The following is a 15,865-nucleotide window of genomic DNA, read 5'->3' as shown; positions in this document are numbered from 1 at the left end:
GGTGTCGTCAGAACTCGGTCTGGCCGAGCTCCGGTGCGGGCAGGAAGCGGGCGGATGCCGAGACGAGCGTGTCGACCTCGAGCACCACGAGCCGGTTGGAGCCGGCCTGTGTCGCGCCGGCCGGCACGTACAGTGTGCGCTGCGGGCCGGCCTGCCAATAGCGGCCAAGTGGGAAGCCGTTGAGCCACGCGTTGCCCTTGCCCCAGCCTGCGCTGTCGAGGAAGAGGTCGGCCGGGGAATCCAGCGTGAACTCGGCGAGGTGGAAGCGCGGGCTCGCGCTGGTCGACGTCGCGGCGGGCGACGCGTCGACCTGCGCCGCCAGGCGATCGGCATCCACGTCGAGAGTCTGCCACCGCAGCAGCGGCTCACCGTCGAGCCGTGCCGGCCCGATGAGGCCCTTGTGCTCGCCGATGCGAGGGCCGTAGTCGACGCGGCCCTGGTCTTCGACCAGGACCAGCAACTCGCCGTGGGAGCGGGGAAGCGTCAGCGCGCGCTCGTGCAGCTCGCGGCTCAGCACGCCGAGGCGGACACCGTCGAGGAAGACCACCGCGCGGTCCCGCACATCGTCGAACGACAGCACGCCGGGGCGATCCGGCCCGGTGAGCTGCGTGCGGTACGCCAGGAATCCACCGTTCCGCCCGGCGTCGTCCATGCTCGGCAGCTCCGCGTGCTCGACCCAGGCGCTGACGGCCCCCGCCGACTCGAGCAGGCCGGGGCCGGGGCGGAGCGCGGCGTCGAAGGCGGGGGACCGGCGGGGCTCGTCGCTCGCGGCATCCGGCACGTCCGCGTACTTCGCGATGACGTCGCGGAACGCCCAGAACTTCTCGGTCGGACGTCCGGCTTCGTCGAGCGGGGCGTCGTAGTCGTACGAGGTCACGATCGGGTGGTAGGTGCCCTTGTCGTTCGCGCCGTTCGTGAAGCCGAAGTTCGTGCCGCCGTGGAACATGTAGATGTTGACGGATGCCCCAGCCGAGAGGATCTCGTCGAGTTCGGCGGCCGCCGCGGCGGTCGAGGTGGTGTGGTGGTGCGCACCCCAGTCGTCGAACCAGCCGCACCAGAATTCGCTGCACATGAGCGGGCCGGTGGGCTGCTCGCGGCGCAGGAGCGCGAGCCGCTCGCGACTCTGCGAGCCGAACGACGCCGTCTTGTGCAGGCCGGGCAGACTGCCGTCGCGGATCATCGTGCTGCTCGGTTGGTCGACCGTCGTGAGTGGCACCGTGATGCCGGCTCCGCGCGTGGTGTCGGTGAGCACCTGGAGGTAGTGGGGGTCGTCGCCGTAGGCGCCGTACTCGTTCTCCACCTGCACGAGGATGACGGGGCCGCCGCGGTCGACCTGGAGCGGCGCGACGAGCCCGAGCACCCAGCTCAGGTAGCGCGTCGCCGGCTCGAGGAAGCGCGGGTCGCTGCTGCGGGGGCGGATCGTGCGATCGCGCAGCAGCCAGCCGGGAAGGCCGCCGCCGTCCCATTCGGCGCAGATGTACGGCCCGGGACGGACGATGGCGCGCATGCCCTCGTCTTCGACGATGCGCAGGAACGCGATCAGGTCGAATCGGCCGTCGGGCCCGGTCTCGGTGAACTCGCCCGGACGCGGCTCGTGGACGTTCCACGGCACGTAGGTCTCGATGGTGTTGAGCCCCATCAGCCGTGCCGAGCGGATCCGGTCACGCCACTGCGCGGGGTGCACCCGGAAATAGTGCAGTGCGCCGGAGATGATCCGGAACGGCTTCCCGTCGAGCAGGAACTCGTCGTCTCCGATCTCGAAGCGAGTCACGATGGCCTCCTCAAAGGCGTCGAAAGCGAACAGCAGTGTGGGCCGGCCCGATGAGCCGGCCCACACCATCGGCGGTGCGGTGAGGTCAGCCCGCCTTGACCGTGAAGCCCTGCTGGTTGCCGTACTCCACCAGCTGCTTCTGCCAGGCCCCGAGCCCCGCGTCAAGCGAGGTCGACTTGGAGTACGACTGCCCGACGGTGTCGCCGAAGATGCTGTTGGCGTACACCTCGTAGGGCAGGTACTGCCAGCCGCTGACGACGTTCTTCGCGCCGCCGACGAGCACCTGGTTGATCTTCTGGCCGCCGAAGTACGCCGGCGCCTGGTCGAGGAAGGCCGAGGAGTTCTGGTCGGCCGTCGTTGACGGGAATCCGCCGCCGCTGTTGATGAAGATGCCCACGCTCTCCTTGCTGTTGTTGAGCCACTTGAGGAAGCCGGCAGCCAGGGCGGGGTTCTTGCTCTGCTTGAGCACGGCCTCGGCGCTGCCGCCGTTCTCGGCGTTGGCGGGGCTGCCGTCGTAGGTCGGGATCGGTGCGACCGCCCACTGGCCGGAGGCCTGGGCGACCGAGGACTCGAGCACGCCCGGCATCCAGGCGCCCGTGATCAGGCTGGCCACATCGCCGTTGCCGAGCGCCTTGTACCAGTCGTCGCTCCAGCCGGGGACCTGCGAGAGCAGCTTGCCCTCGACGAGCTGGTTCCAGGTCGAGGTGAACTTCTTGGTGCCCTCGTCCTGCAGGTTGATGGTCACCTTCGTGCCGTCGACCTTGAACGGCTGGCCGCCCGCCTGCCAGATCATGCTGGTGATGAAGCCGGGGTCGCCGCTGTCGGAGGTGATGTAGGCGTTCGGATTCGCCGCGTGCAGCTTCTTGGCGTCGGCGATGTACTCGTCCCAGGTCTTCGGAACGGTCAGACCGTACTTGTCGAAGACCGTCTTGTTGTAGAACAGCGCCATGGGGCCGGAGTCCTGCGGCAGGGCGACGAGCTTGCCCTGCACGTTGACGTTGTTCCACGGGCCCGAGGAGTAGTTGCTCTTGAGTGACCCGAAGCCGTAGTCGCCGAGGTCGACCAGCGCGCCGCCCAGCGCGAACTGCGGCAGTGCGTAGTACTCGATCTGTGCGACGTCCGGCGCGCCCTTGCCTGCCTTGATCGCGTTCTGCAGTTTCGTGTACTCGGTCGTGTTCGTGCCGGCGTTGACCAGGTTGACCTTGACCTTGGGGTAGGCCTTCTCGAAGGCCGCGACCTGTGCCTTCGCGGCGGGGGTCCAGGTCCAGTAGGTGATCGTGCCGCCCTTCTTGAGCGCGGCGTCGACGTCGGATGCCGAGGCGGACGAAGACGAGGAGGAGGAATCGCCGCTCGACGACGAGCAGCCGACGAGGGCCGCGGCGACGACCGCGCCGGCCGCCGCCAGGGTGGCGATGCGGCGCGTTGCCGTCCATCGCGTGCAGTGGATCATATGGGTGCCTTTCACTTCATTGGGATGGGAGGAGGAGTCTGGGGGCTCAGGCCTTGACGCTTCCGGCCGCGAGGCCGGACTGCCAGTAGCGCTGCAGGAACAGGAAGGCGATCACGATCGGGATGATCGTGATGAGGCTGCCCGTGATGACGAGGTTGTAGATCGGCTGGGCGGCGACGCCGGTCGCCTGTGCGCTCCACTGGCTCAGGCCGACGGTGAGGGGGTACCACTTCGGGTCGCTGAGCATGATCAGGGGCAGGAAGTAGTTGTTCCAGGTCGCGACGATCGCGAACAGCAGCACCGTGACGATGCCGGGGGCGAGCAGCCGCAGCGAGACCGTGAAGAAGGTGCGCAGCTCGCTCGAGCCGTCGACTCGGGCCGCCTCGAGCAACTCGGTCGGAACGGCGTCGATCGCGAAGGTCCAGATCAGGTACAGGCCGAAGGGGCTGATCAGGGACGGCAGAATGACGGCCCACGGCGTATTGGTCAGCCCGAGGTGGCTGAACAGCAGGAACGTCGGCACCGCCAGTGCGGTCCCCGGCACGGCGATCGCGCCGAGCACGACGCCGAAGACCGCGCGGCGCCCCGGGAAGGCGAACTTGGCGAGGCCGTACCCACCGAGTGTCGCGAGCAGCGTCGCGCCGCCCGCGCCGACGACGACGTAGAGGAGCGTGTTGCCGAGCCAGTGCAGGAAGATGCCGTCCTTGTAAGTGAAAGTCTCGGCGATGTTCTGGAACAGCACGAAGTGGTGGCCGAAGCCCAGGCCGAACGTCGACAGCAGATCCTGCTGCGTCTTCGTGGCGTTGATGATGAGCCAGACCAGCGGCACGAACGCGTAGATGACGAAGAGCGCCATCACGACCGTGAGAACAGCGTTGCGGCGGGGCTTGGCCGGCGTGGCGGCCGGGCGCTTCGCGGGCGCAGTGGGCATCAGCGGTTCTCCGCTCTCGTGCCGCGCACCTGGACGATGTACGAGATGACGCCGGTGATGACGCCCATCACGATCGCCACGGTGGCGGAGTAGTTGAACTGCTGGCCGGCGAACGAGAGGTTGTAGGCGTACATGTTCGGGGTGAAGTAGCTGCTGATCGAGTTCGGTGCGAGCCCCTGCAGCAGATTGGGCTCGTTGAAGAGCTGGAAGCTTCCGATGATCGAGAAGATGATCGCAATCACGATCGCCCCGCGGATCGCGGGCAGCTTGATGCTGAAGACGATGCGCCAGGCGCTCGCCCCGTCGAGCTCTGCGGCCTCGTACAGGTCGCCGGAGATCACCCGCAGCGCCGCGTAGAAGATGAGCATGTTGTAGCCCATGAACTCCCACGTGACGATGTTGCCGATCGAGCCGAGGATCCAGGACGGGGCGAGCGGCGCGAGGTGCCAGCCGAGGGCCTGGTTGACCCACGCGGTGAGTCCGAACTGGTCGCCGTAGATGAACCCCCAGAGCAGTGCGGCCACAACGCCGGGCACGGCGTACGGCAGGAAGATCGCGATGCGGAAGAACCGCGCTCCGTGCAGCCGGGCACTGTCGAGGGCGAGCGCCGCGATCAGCGACAGGGCGAGCATGATGGGCACCTGCACGACGAGGAAGAGCGCCACGCGTCCAAGCGATGACCAGAACTTCGGGTCCTGGAACAGGGTGAGGTAGTTGCCGAGGCCGACGAAGCTGGTGCCGCCGATCAGCTGCGTCCGGAAGAGGCTGAGATAGATCGCGTAGACGATCGGCGCGATGACGAGCAGCGCCAGCCCGATCATGAACGGTGTGACGAACGCGGCGCCGGCTAGAGAAACCTTGCGCTGCAGCACGGAGCGCCGCCGTTTGGGCGGTGCTGCGGTGATCTGAGACATCCTTGTCGCTTTCTCGACTCGTGTGATGGTTGCGTAAACATGTTTACGTAAACATCGTTCGGGAGCGAGCGTAACATGTAGGAACCCGGTCGATGGAACCCGGGCGAGCGGAGGGGGTGACGGTGTCGCAGAGCAGCGGCGTCGACCGGCTTCGCGCTGCGTCGATGGCAGATGTCGCGCTTCTCGCCGGGGTCTCCTCCCAGACGGTGAGCCGGGTCTCGAACGGCGGAATCGTGGCGGAGAAGACGCGCGAACGCGTCTTGGCCGCGATGGCCGAGCTCGGCTACCGGCCCAACAGCGCCGCGCGAGCACTCAAGAGCGGCCGGTTCCAGTCCGTCGGCGTCCTGATGTTCACGCTGCACAACACAGGGTCGATCCGCATCCTCGACACCATCGCCGTCGAAGCCGCCGCGGGCGGCTACTCCATCGACCTCATCTCGCTGGGCGACCCGACCACCGGGCATATCACGGAGGCGCTGTCGCGGCTCGAGCAGGAAGCGGTCGACGGCATCATCCTGATCCTCGAGGCGCATGAGCTGCTCGAGCACTCGATCGCCTTCCCGGCGCGTGTTCCCTCCGTGCTCGTCGACTCGCAGTCGTACGACGACAGGATCTCGGTCAATGCGGACCAGAAGCAGGGCGCGCGGCTCGCGGTCGAGCACCTCCTCGACCTGGGGCATCCGACCGTCTGGCATGTCTCGGGGCCGACCGAGACCTCCAACGCCGCCGCCGAGCGTGAGCAGAGCTGGCGTGACACGCTGCGGTCCCGCGGTCTCGTCGCGCCCCCCGTGCTGGGCGGCAACTGGGGTGCGGAGTCCGGATACAAGGCCGGTGTCGAGCTCGCGGCGAATGACGAGGTGTCGGCCGTGTTCTGCGCCAACGACCAGATCGCGCTGGGCGTTCTGCGCGCCATGCACGAGCACGGGCGTCGTGTTCCCGACGACGTCAGCGTCGTCGGCTTCGATGACACCGCGGAGTCGAGCCAGTACTGGCCGCCGCTCACGACCGTGCGGCAGAACTTCAAGGTCGTCGGTGAGACGGCCTTCGCGCTGCTGCGTGAGGCGATGCTCGGCGAGGCCGTCGAGGCGGGGCTTCGGCTGGTCGACAACGAATTGGTCGTGCGCTCGTCGACGGCCGCGTACCCCGGTGCCCGTGCTCGATGAGGAGCTGACGATGCGAGAAGAGGAGCCGCGGTGACGCGCAGCGAGCCCGATTACCTGCGCGCGGGCGGCGCCGCGGTCGTGCTGGCACCCGGCGGCGGCGGCGTTCCCGCCATCGCCTACTGGGGTGAGGACCTGGGTGCGGCGGCCCCCGTCGAGTCGCTCGACGGACTCGCGCTCGCACAGCTGCCTCAGCCGGTCTCGGGCGGCCTCGACGTTCCCGTGCGCCTGTCGACCGTGCCGCTCGAATCGCAGGGCTGGCCCGGCACGCCCGGGCTCGTCGGCGCGCGGGGCGGCCGGGACTTCTCGCCGCGCTTCCGCGTGAGCGGGTGGGCGAGGGGCGACAGCGATGGGTCGTCGCTCGTCGTCGAGCTCAGCGACGACGACGCCCGACTCGACCTCGAACTGCGCTTCGGGCTCGACGGCGCGGGCCTCTTCCGCCAGTCAGCGCGGCTCACGAACCGCGGCGACGAGCCCTACGAGCTCGCCTCGCTCGCCCTCACCTTCCCCGTGCCGGCTACCGCCGCAGAGGTGCTCGACACCACAGGCCGCCATCTGCGCGAGCGCCACCCGCAGCGGCACGCGCTGACCACGGGCCGCTACGTGCGCGAGAGCCGCCGCGGCCGCCCGGGCGCTGACGCGACCCTGTTGCTCGCGGTCGGTGCGGTCGGCTTCGGCTTCGAGCGCGGCCTCGTGCACGCGGTGCACCTCGCCTGGAGCGGCGACCACCGCCTCGCCGTCGAGCGCACCCCGACCGGCGAGACGTTCCTGCAAGCCGAGGAGCTGCTGCGGCCGGGCGAGGTCGTGCTCGCGCCGGGGGAGAGTTATGAGACGCCCGAGGCGGTGGGCGCGTGGGGCGACGGGCTGAACGAGCTGGCTGCACGCTTCCACCGCGCGCTGCGCAGCCGCCCCCGGCATCCGTCTCGCCCCCGTCCCGTCACCCTGAACACCTGGGAGGCCGTCTATTTCGACCTCGACCACGCGCGCCTCCTCGAGCTCGCGCGGGCAGGCGCCCGTCTCGGCATCGAGCGCTTCGTGCTCGACGACGGGTGGTTCCGCGGCCGGCGCGACGACCACGCCGGTCTCGGCGACTGGTTCGTCGATGATCGCGTCTTCCCAGACGGTCTCGGCCCGCTGATCGACGACGTCACCGCGCTCGGTCTCGAGTTCGGTCTGTGGGTCGAACCCGAGATGGTGAACCCCGACTCCGATCTCGCCCGAGCGCGCCCTGAGTGGCTGCTGCAGCCGGGCTCCGGCCGTCTGCCGCTGCCCGCCCGCCACCAGCAGGTGCTCGACCTCACCCAGCCCGGCGCCTACGCCTACCTGCTCGAGCGCCTCGACGCGCTGCTCACCGAGAACCCGAAGATCGCCTACCTCAAGTGGGATCACAACCGCGACCTGCTCGAGGCGGGCAGCACTGCGACCGGCCGCTCCGCTGGGCACGAGCAGACCCTCGCGGTCTACCGCCTGATGGACGAGCTGCGCGCGCGGCATCCGTCGCTCGAGATCGAGAGCTGCGCCTCGGGCGGTGCGCGCGTCGATCTCGGCATCCTCGAGCGCACCGACCGGGTGTGGACGAGCGATTGCATCGACCCGATCGAGCGCCTCACGATCCAGAAGTACACGGGGCTGCTGCTGCCGCCCGAACTCATGGGCATGCACATCTCGGGGCCGCGCTCGCATTCGACGGGCCGCACCGCGAGCCTCGCGCTGCGCGCGGGCGTCGCGCTGTTCGGCCACCTCGGCGTCGAGTGGGACGTGACCGGATTGACGGATGCCGAAGCCGAGGAGCTCGCCGGCTGGATCGCCCTGCACACCGAGCGCCGCGAGTGGTTGCACACCGGCCGCGTGGTGCATGCCGAGCTCGCCGACCCGGCCGCCGACCTACGCGGCGTTGTCGCGGACGACGGGTCGCGTGCGCTCTTCGCCTTCACCCAGGTGGGCTCGTCATCGGCCTATCCGGCCGCGCCGATCATGATCCCCGGACTCGACGACGACCGCGTCTACGAGGTCGCTCTGCTGCCGCTGCCCGGTGCCGGGAACGGCCCGCTCCCGGGCGCGCGCGGCGAGCTCGCGTGGGAGCGCACCGGGCTGAAGATGACCGGCCGGATGCTGCGCGCGAGCGGCCTGCGCCCACCGGTGCTGCACCCCGAGGAGCTCGCGCTGATCGAGCTGACCGCCCGCTAGCGTAGTTCGGGACCGCCCCTCGCCCCCGCTCCCGCTGGTCGAGTAGCGCGCAGCGCGTATTGAGACCCATTTCCCCAGAAGGAGACCCCTATGTCCTGGCTCGTCACCGGCGGCGCCGGCTACATCGGCGCCCACGTCGTGCGCGCTCTGCAGTCGGGCGACCTCGATGTCGTCGTGATCGACGACCTCTCGAGCGGGCACCGCGAATTCGTGCCGAACGGTGTGCCGTTCGTCGACGCATCGATCCTCGACGCGAAGGCGCTCGATGCGCTCTTCGACCGGCACGAGATCGACGGCGTCGTGCACCTGGCGGGCTACAAGTACGCGGGGGAGTCCGTGAAGCGCCCCCTGCACACCTACGAGCAGAACGTCACCGGCACGACGACGCTGCTCGCCGCGATGGAGCGCGCCGGCGTCAGCCGCATCGTGTTCTCATCGTCGGCGGGGGTCTACGGCACTCCGACCGTCGAGCTCGTCACCGAGGCGACCGCGACCACGCCCGAGTCGCCGTACGGCGAGACGAAGCTCATCGGCGAGTGGCTGCTCGCCGACCAGGGCCGCGCGACCGGCCTCGTGCACACCTCGCTGCGCTACTTCAACGTCGTCGGGTCGGGCAGCGTCGAGCTGCGCGACACGAGCCCGCACAACCTGTTCCCGCTCGTGTTCCGCGCGCTCGACGAAGGCCGCACGCCGAAGATCTTCGGTGACGACTATCCGACTCCCGACGGCACCTGCGTGCGCGACTACGTGCACGTCGCCGACGTCGCCGAGGCGCACGTCGCGGCGGCCAGGCGGATGCTCGCCGGCGAGCCCGTCGAGCCGGTCTACAACCTCGGCAGCGGCGACGGGTCGTCGGTGAGGCAGATCATGGATGCGATGGTGCGCGGCACCGGCATCCGTTTCGATCCGGAGATCGCGCCTCGTCGGCCGGGTGACCCGGCGCGCACCGTCGCTGACGGGACGCTCGCCGCCCGCGATCTCGGCTGGGCGATGACGAACACGCTCGACGAGATGGTCGCTTCGGCGTGGGCATCGTGGACGGCGGCTGGCTGAGAGCGATGGCCCGGTGGGCCATCGCTGCGCCGGCGTCCCGAGGCGAGCTGTGCTCGCCTCGGTCGGCCAAACCGTCCTAGGCTGGCGAACGTGCGCGCACCTACCGGGGAACAGTACGAGATCATCCGGACCACGCCAGACGGCACGGTGAGAGCCGTGATCACCGAGCTGGCGGCGGGCATCCGCGAGTTCCAGGTCGACGGCGTCGACCTCATCGAGCCGTTCCCGGTGACGTCGTCGCCGCAGTCCGCCTCGGGCATCGTGCTGGCGCCGTGGCCGAACCGCATCCGCGACGGCAAATGGACCTGGCGGGCGGCGGACGGCGCCGAGCAGACGCTGCAGCTTCCGCTCACCGAGCCGGCGCTCGGCAACGCGAGCCACGGCCTGCTGCGCTTCACCGCCTACGAGCTCGTCGACAAGGGCGCCGACTTCGTGGAGCTCGGCGCGACGATCTACCCGCAGAACGGCTACCCGTTCCTCGTGGACACGCGGGTGCGCTATGAACTCACGGACGACGGACTGACCGTCACGCACATCTTCGCGAATGCGGGCGAGACGGATGCCCCGGTCGCGGTCGGCGCACACCCGTACTTCCGGCTGGGCGAGCTCGAGACCGCTTCGCTGCGGCTGACCGTGCACGCGAACACGCACTTCGAGCTCGACGAGAAGCTGATCCCGATCGCGCAGAAGCCCGTCGACGGCACCGCGTTCGACCTGCGCTCGCCGCAGCGTGTCGGCGATCTCGACCTGAACGAGGGATATGCGGATGCCGGCCCCGGCGACCTCGCCACCCTGGCCGCCGCGGACGGCTCGGCGGTCACCCTGTGGGGCGATGAGGCGTTCACCTTCCTGCAGGTCTACACGCACCGCTCGTTCGCCACGCTGCCGGCGGGTTCCGTCGCGATCGCGATCGAGCCGATGAGCGCGCCGACGGATGCCTTCAACTCCGGTTTCGGCGTGAAGCGCCTCGCCCCCCACGAGACCTGGTCGGCAACCTGGGGCGTCCGCTACACCCCGCCCGCCGCGCAGGGGTCGCTCTCGCCGGTCGAGTAGCGCGGCATCGCTCCCGTCCCGATGGTCGAGTAGCGCGGCATCGCCGCGCGTATCGAGACCCCTCCCTTGACAAACCCCTTCATGTGCCAATACTTAAGCACATGCTTAACCATTCCGACACGCTCGACCGGGCCTTCCAGGCCCTCGCCGACCCCAGCAGGCGTGCGATGGTCGAGCGGCTGGCGCGCGGTCCGGCATCCGTCAGCGAACTCGCGGCACCGCTCGCGATGACCATGGCTGCCGTCCTGCAGCACCTGCGCGTGCTCGAGGCGAGCGGTCTCGTCACGACGGCGAAGCAGGGGCGGGTGCGTACCTGCGCGGTCGACCCCGAGGCGTTTGGCGCGGTCCAGTCGTGGATCGACGCGCGCCGTCGCGAGTGGGAGAGCCGTCTCGACCGCCTCACCCAGCACCTCATCGACCACCCCGATCGTTGAGGAGCGCCGCAGGCGCGTCTCAAAACGATCACAGAAAGGACCAGAGATGACCACCACGCATGGCTCGTTCACCGTCGAGCGTACCGTTCCCGCATCACCAGAGCGCGTCTTCGCCTGTTTCGCCGACGACGCCGAGAAACGGGCCTGGTTCACCGGGCCGGATGGCTTCGTCGAGAAGGCCCCGCGTCGCTTCGACTTCCGCGTCGGCGGCGACGAGTTCAACTCGGTCGGCACTCCCGACGGCCCCGCCCACGTCTTCAATGCCCACTATTACGACATCGTCGAGAACGAGCGCATCGTCTACGCCTACGAGATGTACGAGGACGAGTTCCGCTCGTCCGTCTCGATCGCCACGATCGAACTGGAGCCGGTCGACGGCGGCACGAAGTTCACGATCACCGAGTCCGGTGTGTTCTTCGGCGACCCGCTCGAGGCCGACGGCCGCAGGCACGGCACCGAACTGCTGGCGAACGTCATCGTCGCCTACCTCACCGGTGAGCTGCTTCGCTAGTCCAGCGACTCCGCCCGCCACAGCCGCGCGCAGGCGCCGAGCTCGTCACCCGTCTGCACGAACCGCGAGGCGCGGGTTGTGAGCTCGGTGGCTCGCTCGGAGTCCACGGCATCCACCGAGTCGGCCAGGGCGGCGGCGCCCGCGGCCTCGACGCGGCAGAATGCCGCAGCCCGGTCGAGGGCGTCGGCGAAGTCGCCCTCGAACGCTCCGCGCAGAATCCGGTCGGCGAGCTCGACGATCTCCGTCGGGCCGGTCGGCTCCTGCGCGCCGGCGACGATCGGGTCGATGGTCGGCGTCACGTCTGCCCCGCGCTGGTAGAGGTAGCTCGTCTCCTCGGGGTTCTGCCTGATCAATACGCGCACGAGATAGACGCGCCACAGCGCGCCGGGCAGGGAGCGGGCGGATGCCTCCGACCACAGCTCTGCGATGGCGTCGATGCCGTGCCGGTCCGTGTAGTCGACGAGCCGGTCGATCACCGCGGGGTCGGGGTCGGCGTGCACGCGCGACACGAGCGCGTGGGCCGTCTCGTGGGCCACCCGCAGCGCGACGGCGGGGTCCTGGCCGCCGTGGAAGGCCTCGAACACGCGGCTGGGCAGCTTCACGGGCTTGTGGAAGTCGTCTGCCAAATCAGGACTCCTGAGCTTTCTGTCAAGGGGGTTTTGTCGCAAGCTCCGTCCGGGCACCGTCGAAGCATGAACATTCTGCTGATCATCGTTGCTGTGATTGCGGTCATTCTGCTGCTCACGGGCGGGTTCGTGCAGGCCGTGAACTGGCTGCTCTGGGTCGGGATCGTGCTTGCGCTGTTCGCCATCATCGTCTGGATCGTGCGCGCCATCAGTGGGCGCAACCGAGTCTGACACGCCTGGATTCCCGCCCGGTGCCCGAGAGGGCGCCGGGCGGCTTTCATGTCGCTGGGCACGTTACGCTGGATCTGTCGCCCCTGTAGCTCAGTTGGCAGAGCATCCGACTTTTAATCGGTAAGGTCGTCGGTTCGAGCCCGACCGGGGGCACTCTCAGTCCGCCGCAATGTCAGTGGTTCATCGGAAGATTTCTTCATGAAGCACTGTGGGGAATGCGGTCGGGATTTGCCGTTGAGTGAGTTCAACAAATCGTCGGGTCGCAAAGACGGCCTGCAGTGGATCTGCCGAGAGTGCAACAAGCGCCATGCTCGCGAGTACTACGCCAAGAATCGGGAGCATCACATTCGTGTGATCGTCGCGCGCCGGAGATTGACGCGAAAGGCGGCGCATGAATACCTCGCCCAGTACCTGATCACCCACCCATGCGTTGACTGCGGCGAAGCCGACGTCCGAGTGCTCGACTTCGACCATCGCGAGGGCAGTGGGAAGACGGCCTTGGTCACCCGACTGGCCGCTAACGGGTTTGGGCGGGAGCGCATTGACGCCGAGATTGCGAAGTGCGACGTGCGTTGCCGAAATTGCCACGCGCGCATCACATACGAACGGGCTGGAAACAGCTGGCGTCAGCGTGTCTTCGAGCGAATGCATCCCAATGGGCGGCAGGCGACGGCCCCACGAGTGCAGATCCGTCGGCAGCTGCTTTCCACGCGCCAGCTCATGGACGATGTTGCTGAGATAGCGGGCCTTCTGCAGCAGCGCGCCTTCGATGTGTTCGCCCGGGAGTACGCAGATGACCCCCGGTGGTGAGCGCGACGCTCCGGTGGCGACGGCTTCAGCCCGAGCGCAAGATCGACGCCATCTTCTTCCCGCGCGCGAGCTCGTCGACGAGCTTGTCGAGGTAGCGGATCTTCTGCATCAGCGGGTCCTCGACGTCTTCGACCCTGACGCCGCAGATGACCCCGGTGATGAGCGCGGAGTTCGGATTCCACCCAGGAGCCCGCTCGAAGAAGGTCCGCAGATCCGTGCCGTCTGAGCGCATGCGCTCCAGCTCAGCGGGGTCGTAGCCGGTCAGCCACTCGATCACCTCGTCGAGCTCCTCGACGGTGTGCCCCTTCCGCTCGACCTTCGCGACGTACAGCGGGTAGAGCGTCCCGAAGCTCATTGCAAAGATGCGGTGCCCGGCCATGATGCCCCTAACTCCTCCTACGCGGCGTGCGCGGCGTCGGCCACAGCCCGATCGAGGAACCGGGTGAGCGCGTCGCGGGTCTCGGCGAGGCGCCGCGCCTTGGCATCCATGTCGTCCCGGATCTCGGTGACGCGCTGCACCAGCACGCCGCACTCCTGCGCGATCGGCCCGGCATCGCCCGTGCACGGCAGCACGCGCTCGATCAGCTCGGTGGGGAACCCGAGGTCGAGCAGCGTCTTGATCGTCTCGACCGTGCGTAGCGCGTCGTCGTCGAAGTCGCGGTAGCCGTTCCCGAGCCGCGAAGACCGCAGCAGCCCGACCTGCTCGTAATACCGGATCGATCGCGCGCTCGCGCCGGTCCGCTCGCTCAGCTCGCCGATGCGCATGCGCTCTCCCGCCGACTTGACCTTGACATTGATGTCAGAGTTTACCGTCGTTCCACGGCCGCGCGGCGGCTCGAGCGAAAGGGAACGCAATGAAGGTCTTCATCACAGGGGGTACCGGCTATGTCGGCTCGGTGCTTGTCGAGAAGCTGGTCGAGGCGGGGCACGAGGTGACCGCGCTCGCCCGCTCTGAGGCGAGCAGCGCGCGGCTGGCGGCTGCGGGATCGACGCCGGTGCCGGGCGAGCTGGCGGATGCCGCGGTGCTCCGTGCCGCCGCGGCGGCGGCAGACGCGGTGATCCATGCCGCGGTCGACTACACGATGAGCGACGAGGCGAACGCCACGGAGCTCGCGGCCGTCACGGCGCTGGTCGAGGGCGCAGGGGCGACGGATGCCGGCAAACCGGTCATCTACACGAGCACCGGCCTCGTCTACGGCTTCGGGTCGGGCCGCGACACCACCGAGGACGCCGAGCTTCCCGAGGTGAGCGCGCAGCCGGTGAAGGCGCAGGCCGAGCGCATCGTCCGCGAGGCATCCGGCATCACGCCGATCGTGATGCGCGCCGGGCTCGTCTATGGGCGCGGTGGCAGTGGACTCATCACCGGGCTCATCAGCAGCGCGGCACAGACGGGCGCCGCCGCCTACATCGAGGACGGCGCCAACACGTGGAGCCCTGTCCACGTCGACGACCTCTCGGCGCTCTACCTGGCCGCACTCGCGCACCCGGCGGCCGGCGTCTACAACGCCGTGGGGGAGCAGCCGTTCAGCTTCCGCGAGCTCGCGGAAGCGATCGCCGCCCTGACGGGCGCCCAGCCGCTGTCGATCCCGTTCGAGACGGCCGAGCAGCAGTTCGGCCCGTTCGCGCAGGTGCTGCGCACCACGAGCACGCTCCGTGCAGACAAGGCGCGCGCCGCGTTCGGCTGGGCGCCCACGGGCATCTCGCTGCTCGACGACGTGCGGGCGGGCAGCTACCGGGCGCCGGCATCCGTCATCGACTGATCGCCCCCGCCTCGCGGCAAAAGAATAACCGGGCCGCAGAACGCCTCTCGGCGGAAGGCCGCTCGAAGCGGCGAAAATTGGAGCCCGGGGTTACTGCGGCCCGGCCATTCGAGTGTAACGGAGAACGCCCTCGGAGTCGTCCAGAGGGCGTTCGCGTGGAGCAAACACAGAGGGCAGGCGGATGCCTATCCGAAGCGGCCGGAGACGTAGTCCTCGGTCGCCTTCACCTTCGGCGTCGAGAAGATCGTCTGGGTGTCGTCGTACTCGATGAGGTGGCCCGGCTTGCCGGTGCCCGCGATGTTGAAGAACGCCGTCTTGTCGCTCACACGCGTGGCCTGCTGCATGTTGTGGGTCACGATGACGATCGTGTACTCCTGCTTGAGCTCCTCGATGAGGTCCTCGATGGCGAGCGTCGAGATCGGGTCGAGGGCCGAGCACGGCTCATCCATCAGCAGCACGTCGGGCTTCACCGCGATCGCGCGGGCGATGCACAGACGCTGCTGCTGACCGCCGGAGAGCCCGGAGCCGGGCAGGTTCAGGCGGTCCTTGACCTCTTCCCAGAGGTTGGCGCCGCGCAGCGACGATTCGACCAGGTCGTCGGCGTCGGACTTCGAGATGCGCGTGTTGTTGAGGCGCACCCCGGCGAGGACGTTGTCGCGGATCGACATCGTCGGGAACGGGTTCGCGCGCTGGAACACCATGCCCACCTGGCGGCGTACCAGCACCGGGTCGACGCCGGGGCCGTACAGGTCGTTGCCGTCGATCAGCACCTCGCCCTTGACGCTCGCGCCGGGGATGACCTCGTGCATGCGGTTGAGGGTGCGCAGGAACGTCGACTTGCCGCAGCCCGAGGGGCCGATGAAGGCGGTGACGGTGCGCGGCTGGATGCTGATCGAGACGCCCTCGACAGCCAGGAACTTGTCGTAGTAGACGTTGAGGTCGTTGACCTCGATGCTCTTGGACACAGGAATCCG

At 68.7% G+C, this 15,865-nt stretch carries 17 protein-coding genes and 1 tRNA gene; 9 read left to right on the top strand and 9 right to left on the bottom strand.

What is annotated here, in order from left to right:
• Nucleotides 1–7: 7 nt before the first annotated feature.
• From ABD708_RS12740 to ABD708_RS12725, 4 genes are all read right to left on the bottom strand, one after another.
• Nucleotides 8–1,771: a glycoside hydrolase family 35 protein gene (locus ABD708_RS12740; protein WP_344754997.1), complete on the bottom strand. Its 1,764-nt coding sequence runs from the start codon at nucleotides 1,769–1,771 to the stop codon at nucleotides 8–10.
• Nucleotides 1,772–1,856: 85 nt separating this feature from the next.
• Entirely contained in the window at nucleotides 1,857–3,221 is a 1,365-nt protein-coding gene (locus ABD708_RS12735; RefSeq protein WP_344754995.1) for an ABC transporter substrate-binding protein, read from the bottom strand.
• A 46-nt stretch (nucleotides 3,222–3,267) separates the two neighbouring features.
• The gene (locus tag ABD708_RS12730) at nucleotides 3,268–4,152 is read right to left on the bottom strand and encodes a carbohydrate ABC transporter permease (RefSeq protein WP_344754993.1); all 885 of its coding nucleotides are present in this window, start codon (nucleotides 4,150–4,152) and stop codon (nucleotides 3,268–3,270) included.
• Nucleotides 4,152–5,066: a carbohydrate ABC transporter permease gene (locus ABD708_RS12725; protein ID WP_425553292.1), complete on the bottom strand. Its 915-nt coding sequence runs from the start codon at nucleotides 5,064–5,066 to the stop codon at nucleotides 4,152–4,154. The genes ABD708_RS12730 and ABD708_RS12725 overlap by 1 nt, the downstream gene beginning before the upstream one ends.
• A gap of 92 nt (nucleotides 5,067–5,158) precedes the next feature.
• Between ABD708_RS12725 and ABD708_RS12720 the strand changes: the two genes are divergently transcribed.
• From ABD708_RS12720 to ABD708_RS12695, 6 genes are all read left to right on the top strand, one after another.
• Nucleotides 5,159–6,229 (top strand): LacI family DNA-binding transcriptional regulator, encoded by a 1,071-nt coding sequence (locus ABD708_RS12720; RefSeq protein ID WP_344754991.1) that lies wholly within the window; start codon nucleotides 5,159–5,161, stop codon nucleotides 6,227–6,229.
• 30 nt (nucleotides 6,230–6,259) lie between these two features.
• On the top strand, nucleotides 6,260–8,413 hold the full coding sequence (locus ABD708_RS12715; RefSeq protein WP_344754989.1) for an alpha-galactosidase: 2,154 nt from the start codon (nucleotides 6,260–6,262) through the stop codon (nucleotides 8,411–8,413).
• A 90-nt stretch (nucleotides 8,414–8,503) separates the two neighbouring features.
• The gene (galE, locus tag ABD708_RS12710) at nucleotides 8,504–9,466 is read left to right on the top strand and encodes a UDP-glucose 4-epimerase GalE (protein WP_344754987.1); all 963 of its coding nucleotides are present in this window, start codon (nucleotides 8,504–8,506) and stop codon (nucleotides 9,464–9,466) included.
• 90 nt (nucleotides 9,467–9,556) lie between these two features.
• Nucleotides 9,557–10,519 (top strand): aldose 1-epimerase family protein, encoded by a 963-nt coding sequence (locus ABD708_RS12705; protein ID WP_344754985.1) that lies wholly within the window; start codon nucleotides 9,557–9,559, stop codon nucleotides 10,517–10,519.
• 101 nt (nucleotides 10,520–10,620) lie between these two features.
• A complete protein-coding gene (locus ABD708_RS12700; RefSeq protein WP_344754983.1) occupies nucleotides 10,621–10,953 on the top strand; it encodes an ArsR/SmtB family transcription factor in 333 nt (110 codons plus the stop codon).
• Between the two features lie 46 nt (nucleotides 10,954–10,999).
• A complete protein-coding gene (locus ABD708_RS12695) occupies nucleotides 11,000–11,464 on the top strand; it encodes an SRPBCC domain-containing protein (protein ID WP_344754981.1) in 465 nt (154 codons plus the stop codon).
• On the opposite strand, the gene ABD708_RS12690 is transcribed toward ABD708_RS12695, so the two are convergent.
• Complete coding sequence (locus tag ABD708_RS12690) at nucleotides 11,461–12,090, bottom strand: DNA-directed RNA polymerase subunit beta (RefSeq protein WP_344754979.1); 630 nt, start codon at nucleotides 12,088–12,090, stop codon at nucleotides 11,461–11,463. The two genes, ABD708_RS12695 and ABD708_RS12690, sit on opposite strands and share 4 nt — an antisense overlap.
• A gap of 66 nt (nucleotides 12,091–12,156) precedes the next feature.
• Here ABD708_RS12690 and ABD708_RS12685 point away from each other — a divergent pair, with 66 nt between their 5' ends.
• Together ABD708_RS12685 and ABD708_RS12680 are read left to right on the top strand one after the other, a co-directional pair.
• A complete protein-coding gene (locus ABD708_RS12685; protein ID WP_344754977.1) occupies nucleotides 12,157–12,321 on the top strand; it encodes a hypothetical protein in 165 nt (54 codons plus the stop codon).
• A 79-nt stretch (nucleotides 12,322–12,400) separates the two neighbouring features.
• A tRNA-Lys gene (locus ABD708_RS12680) sits at nucleotides 12,401–12,474 on the top strand.
• 27 nt (nucleotides 12,475–12,501) lie between these two features.
• Here the strand turns inward: ABD708_RS12680 and ABD708_RS12675 are convergent.
• From ABD708_RS12675 to ABD708_RS12665, 3 genes are all read right to left on the bottom strand, one after another.
• The gene (locus tag ABD708_RS12675) at nucleotides 12,502–12,972 is read right to left on the bottom strand and encodes a hypothetical protein (protein WP_344754975.1); all 471 of its coding nucleotides are present in this window, start codon (nucleotides 12,970–12,972) and stop codon (nucleotides 12,502–12,504) included.
• A gap of 184 nt (nucleotides 12,973–13,156) precedes the next feature.
• Nucleotides 13,157–13,510 carry a DUF2200 domain-containing protein gene (locus tag ABD708_RS12670; RefSeq protein WP_344754973.1) on the bottom strand — a complete coding sequence of 118 codons (354 nt, stop codon included), beginning with the start codon at nucleotides 13,508–13,510 and terminating at the stop codon, nucleotides 13,157–13,159.
• Nucleotides 13,511–13,527: 17 nt separating this feature from the next.
• On the bottom strand, nucleotides 13,528–13,896 hold the full coding sequence (locus ABD708_RS12665; protein WP_344754971.1) for a MerR family transcriptional regulator: 369 nt from the start codon (nucleotides 13,894–13,896) through the stop codon (nucleotides 13,528–13,530).
• An 89-nt stretch (nucleotides 13,897–13,985) separates the two neighbouring features.
• Here ABD708_RS12665 and ABD708_RS12660 point away from each other — a divergent pair, with 89 nt between their 5' ends.
• Nucleotides 13,986–14,891 (top strand): NAD-dependent epimerase/dehydratase family protein, encoded by a 906-nt coding sequence (locus tag ABD708_RS12660; protein WP_344754969.1) that lies wholly within the window; start codon nucleotides 13,986–13,988, stop codon nucleotides 14,889–14,891.
• 185 nt (nucleotides 14,892–15,076) lie between these two features.
• Here ABD708_RS12660 and pstB read toward each other — a convergent pair whose 3' ends face one another.
• On the bottom strand, nucleotides 15,077–15,856 hold the full coding sequence (gene pstB / locus ABD708_RS12655; protein WP_344754967.1) for a phosphate ABC transporter ATP-binding protein PstB: 780 nt from the start codon (nucleotides 15,854–15,856) through the stop codon (nucleotides 15,077–15,079).
• Nucleotides 15,857–15,865: the final 9 nt, after the last annotated feature.

Origin of the sequence: Gryllotalpicola koreensis (assembly GCF_039538185.1) — a bacterium.
Taxonomy (GTDB): domain Bacteria; phylum Actinomycetota; class Actinomycetes; order Actinomycetales; family Microbacteriaceae; genus Gryllotalpicola; species Gryllotalpicola koreensis.
Note: the sequence above shows the minus strand (reverse complement) of the source record. Positions and strands in the feature narration are given on the sequence as shown.

Bases quoted from the DNA above. Each gene is read 5' to 3' on its own strand.
- ABD708_RS12700 (WP_344754983.1), top strand. From the start codon at position 10,621: ATGCTTAACCATTCCGACACGCTCGACCGGGCCTTCCAGGCCCTCGCC.
- ABD708_RS12665 (WP_344754971.1), bottom strand. From the start codon at position 13,896: ATGCGCATCGGCGAGCTGAGCGAGCGGACCGGCGCGAGCGCGCGATCG.
- galE (WP_344754987.1), top strand. From the start codon at position 8,504: ATGTCCTGGCTCGTCACCGGCGGCGCCGGCTACATCGGCGCCCACGTC.
- ABD708_RS12695 (WP_344754981.1), top strand. From the start codon at position 11,000: ATGACCACCACGCATGGCTCGTTCACCGTCGAGCGTACCGTTCCCGCA.
- ABD708_RS12730 (WP_344754993.1), bottom strand. From the start codon at position 4,152: ATGCCCACTGCGCCCGCGAAGCGCCCGGCCGCCACGCCGGCCAAGCCC.
- ABD708_RS12725 (WP_425553292.1), bottom strand. From the start codon at position 5,066: ATGTCTCAGATCACCGCAGCACCGCCCAAACGGCGGCGCTCCGTGCTG.
- ABD708_RS12660 (WP_344754969.1), top strand. From the start codon at position 13,986: ATGAAGGTCTTCATCACAGGGGGTACCGGCTATGTCGGCTCGGTGCTT.
- ABD708_RS12735 (WP_344754995.1), bottom strand. From the start codon at position 3,221: ATGATCCACTGCACGCGATGGACGGCAACGCGCCGCATCGCCACCCTG.
- ABD708_RS12670 (WP_344754973.1), bottom strand. From the start codon at position 13,510: ATGGCCGGGCACCGCATCTTTGCAATGAGCTTCGGGACGCTCTACCCG.
- ABD708_RS12720 (WP_344754991.1), top strand. From the start codon at position 5,159: ATGGAACCCGGGCGAGCGGAGGGGGTGACGGTGTCGCAGAGCAGCGGC.
- ABD708_RS12685 (WP_344754977.1), top strand. From the start codon at position 12,157: ATGAACATTCTGCTGATCATCGTTGCTGTGATTGCGGTCATTCTGCTG.
- ABD708_RS12675 (WP_344754975.1), bottom strand. From the start codon at position 12,972: ATGCATTCGCTCGAAGACACGCTGACGCCAGCTGTTTCCAGCCCGTTC.